This is a genomic window from Bradyrhizobium sp. (assembly GCF_017881085.1).
Lineage (GTDB): Bacteria > Pseudomonadota > Alphaproteobacteria > Rhizobiales > Xanthobacteraceae > Bradyrhizobium.
This window is the reverse complement of the sequence record NZ_JADGRI010000444.1, coordinates 1-3,457: the sequence shown is the minus strand read 5'-3', so window position 1 is coordinate 3,457 and position 3,457 is coordinate 1. Positions and strand designations below refer to the sequence as shown.

Sequence of the window (3,457 nt, the reverse complement as noted above, 5' to 3'; positions counted from 1 at the left end):
AACAAAGAAAAAATATCGCGCCAGGGGCATTCGTCACTCCATCCGACCCCTCGCGCGTACTACAGGGTTTCAGCTGGCAATCATTGATCGATATCAAGCACCAATGAGGTGTCTATTTGTCTTGCGTCTGTACGGTCCCAGACTCAGAAACATATCGATACGCGCACTGGTCGTTCTGCTCAAAATGCCTGCAACGGGTCATTCGCGTCGTCCTGACCGTTCGCCCGTCACTTCCGGTCTACCCCGACGAACGGACATCGTCGGAGCCGGTAGGCATGTCTCAAACGTGGTCATCAACGGACGTTTGTCAAAGCGGCGTTAGTGTCCCATCGGCTTGCGCAGACGGGCCTCATAGCGATCCGCCAGCGCACCGAGAGCGCTGACCGTATCTCCGCTGAAGGACGAACCGTGCATCAAAGCGAGCGTTCTCGGCTTCGTCTCAATGAGCTTCCGAATATTGGGAGCGGTTGTGGGCCCCAATCTGGTCAATGCCCAAAAATCCTCTGCCTTCATGGCGGGTCCGACGATATCGTTTTCGGTTAAGGGCGGACCGCCACCACGTCTCGTAAAAAGGTCGCGGCAAAGGAGCGTAGCCGTCGTCTCTTCATGCATGACGCCGGCATCCGAGCCGTGCGGGACGTGTGGCGTATCAATGCAGCGAAACCGCTTGCCTCCAATATCGACAACCTCGTTATCGACGAGCACACGCGGCGGACGATCTGCCATATCCGCAATCGACACCCTGCAATCAACTGCGCCGGCCTCAGCTCGGCGTGACGGGAAGCGGCGAGCTGCGGAAGTCCGCCAATCGCACTGGATTTATGGTTTCACGCCTAGCCTTCGGAGCCCGTGCGCTTGACAATGCCGGAGCCGGGCTGCAGCGCCGCCGGGCGCCGCTCGGTGGAGGCGGCGCGCGCGCGATTGCGTTCGTCTTCGTAGAGCCCAGACCGGAATTTGGCGCGAGTGGCCGCCATCGTCGAGCCGCGCCACGCGGCCAGCATGACCAAAGCGGATCGTTCGCTCAACCGGTCGTATAGCCGCGCCAGCCGGTAGACGGTGTGCACCGAGGATCCCATTTCCGGCTTGAGAAACAGCAACACGCGCTGAAACACCGCGCTCGGCATGTCCATCGCCCTGGCGGCGCAGGCCAGCGGCTCGCCGCCGGGATCGTTGACCACCTGCGTGGCGACCCGCCACGGCAATATCAGCGTCTCGCCGAGCTCCAGGGTGAAGTTCTCGACGTCCTCGGCGAAGGCGGCCATCTCCAGCGTCTCGACGGCGCGTTTGGCGCGCGCGGCGGGAATCCGCGCCGCGGCGCGCAAGGGGGTTTCCTGCAGATTATGCAAGATCAACGCGCGTTCGCTGGCGCTGGCCCGGGAAAACATCTCGTTGATTTCGGCGGCGTCCTTTGGCTGCATCGCCAGGTTGGATGCCAGACGCAGTTCCGCCTCGCTCGGCCGTCTCGCCGGCGGCGCCGCGGACGGGACGCTGACGGGAATTTCGCGGGCGGGCGACACGCCGGAATCGGAACCGGCCGGCTTGACCCCGAGCTTCCTCAGCACTTCGGCCGGGGTGCCCGGATAGATCGCAAGCCGCGCCCGGACGGCGGCGCGCGTCGCGTCGTCGACCTCGTCGATCAGGCGGGAAGTCAGCTCGATGAACTGCCGCTCTTCGTCGGCGCTGTGCGCGTTGGCCTGAACATAGAGATCGGTCAGCACCCGCAGCAAAGTGGGTCTGATATCGACGCCCTCGCGGCGGGAGAGCGTCATCAACCCGTCGAAGCCCGGAAAAAATGCAGGTTTGGTCATGTCAGGGTACGCGACTGAGTCATTCTTGGCCCAAGCCTACCTGGGTTGCTTTAACAGCTCGTTAAGGAAAACAATCCGTGAAACACGGGCGGCGTATTCAAGGCGATCTGTGCCGCAACGGGCCACGCCGCGGCTGGAGTGAAATCGGAGCCCACGCCGGCAAATTAAGATGCTGTTAACCACGTCCTGATCTTAATGATGGCATGTCGCTGGCCGGATCGTGCCTGGGCGGCAAGCAGAGAGACGAGTTAGACATGGGCACCATCATTGAATTTCCGGCGGATGCGGCATCGCGGCGGCCGGGCTCAACCATGGATGGCGCGCCTCGCGAAGGCATGGGAACCATCCTGATCCTCCCGGTGATCCGGATCGAACGCGAATCCGACGAAACCAGCGGCGGCCGCGGACCGGAAGAAGGTACGGCCCCGGGCCGCCGTCGCCGCCGCCGCTGATTTTTAGGACATTTCGACATGCCGGCGACGCGCTTTCCGATCCGGACAAGCCGGCCGAGCCGACGCTCATCGCCGGCGCTCGCGCTTCTTTTCGTCAGTGCCGCGCTCGGCGGCTGCAGCGGCGGCGATTTCGGCCGCACCCGCCAGGATTTTCTCAACGACGACATGCATCGCTGGATCGGCGGCGAGGTGACGGGAAGCGTCGGGCTCAAGGCCTCGCAATTCCAGCTCACCGACAATGAGCGGCAGCTGCGCGATTTGGCTTATCCCCTGATCGAGCCGCCGCATTCGCGTCCCGCCTGGAGGACCGTGTTCGGCGACTACCAGCCGCTGCCGTCGCCCTGGCGGCAACAGGTGGTATTCGACCGCACCGCCTATGGACGTACCCTGATCGACGAGCCGCACCGCTCGCATTCGTCGCGCTATGCGCAGCTTACCGACGACGTGCGCGACGACATCACCCGGTTCGAGCCGTTCTTCGCCGCCGCGGTGCGCGTGATCGATCTCGACAAGAAGCGCGACGCCGCGCTTGCGCATATTTCCGAATTGTCGCCGCGCGAACGCGCCGACGCGGTCGCCCGCATGCAGGAGAACAGCCTGATCGTGCAATGGGTGCAGCAATGCCTGGAGCGGCGGATCTCGTCCTATCGCTGGGCGCTGGAACGGCTGGTGCTGCAGGCCCCGGATGGTCTGGCGGCCGACGCCGACCGGCTGATCGGCGAACTCGCCGCGCAGACCGCCAACCCGCCAGTCGCGGCGCAGCCCGTGATGGGACAGGCGCTGAGCGTGCGCGGCTGACGTAAAGCGCGCCCTCGGGGACTTGTGCGCAAAACCTAATTTGTCGAGCCGGATCAAAGTGATTTGGGTCGTCCAGTCCCCTTTGTAAAAATATTCCTGTTTCCGTTCGTCCCAAATCACTTCATGTCCTCCGCCGTCCCACCCCACAGAGGGGCGTATCGCGATCGTCACGGACGCGGGGCGGGATGCGGTGGACGCAAGCGGTGCTTCTGACGAGAGCGCTTGTCTTGCGGACGGAGAAGTCGTGTGGTCCTGACGCCTCGACGCTGGCGTCAAGTTCGCGGAGCAAACTCCGCGGGCGACGGTGACAAAAAAGCCCGATCGCCGAGGAGAGCGCGAAGGAAACCGTTAAAACCATTGCGTGCGGGGATGCCGGGTGATTTCCGGTGCGACCGCTGT

The 3,457-nt window shown here is 63.5% G+C and carries 4 protein-coding genes; 2 read left to right on the top strand and 2 right to left on the bottom strand.

Features of this window, described 5'->3' with window-relative positions; translation table 11 throughout:
* Positions 1–318 precede the first annotated feature (318 nt).
* Complete coding sequence (locus QZ213_RS26300; protein WP_291688981.1) at positions 319–726, bottom strand: hypothetical protein; 408 nt, start codon at positions 724–726, stop codon at positions 319–321.
* A 107-nt stretch (positions 727–833) separates the two neighbouring features.
* A complete protein-coding gene (locus tag QZ213_RS26295; RefSeq protein ID WP_291688980.1) occupies positions 834–1,808 on the bottom strand; it encodes a DUF2336 domain-containing protein in 975 nt (324 codons plus the stop codon).
* A 254-nt stretch (positions 1,809–2,062) separates the two neighbouring features.
* On the opposite strand from QZ213_RS26295, the gene QZ213_RS26290 reads away from it, so the two are divergent.
* A complete protein-coding gene (locus tag QZ213_RS26290; protein WP_291688982.1) occupies positions 2,063–2,260 on the top strand; it encodes a hypothetical protein in 198 nt (65 codons plus the stop codon).
* Positions 2,261–2,278: 18 nt separating this feature from the next.
* Positions 2,279–3,058, top strand: a complete 780-nt coding sequence (locus QZ213_RS26285) for a hypothetical protein (protein WP_291688979.1) — start codon at positions 2,279–2,281, stop codon at positions 3,056–3,058.
* Positions 3,059–3,457: the final 399 nt, after the last annotated feature.

Coding starts and splice junctions, on each gene's coding strand:
- QZ213_RS26300 (WP_291688981.1), bottom strand. CDS start 726: ATGGCAGATCGTCCGCCGCGTGTGCTCGTCGATAACGAGGTTGTCGAT.
- QZ213_RS26295 (WP_291688980.1), bottom strand. CDS start 1,808: ATGACCAAACCTGCATTTTTTCCGGGCTTCGACGGGTTGATGACGCTC.
- QZ213_RS26290 (WP_291688982.1), top strand. CDS start 2,063: ATGGGCACCATCATTGAATTTCCGGCGGATGCGGCATCGCGGCGGCCG.
- QZ213_RS26285 (WP_291688979.1), top strand. CDS start 2,279: ATGCCGGCGACGCGCTTTCCGATCCGGACAAGCCGGCCGAGCCGACGC.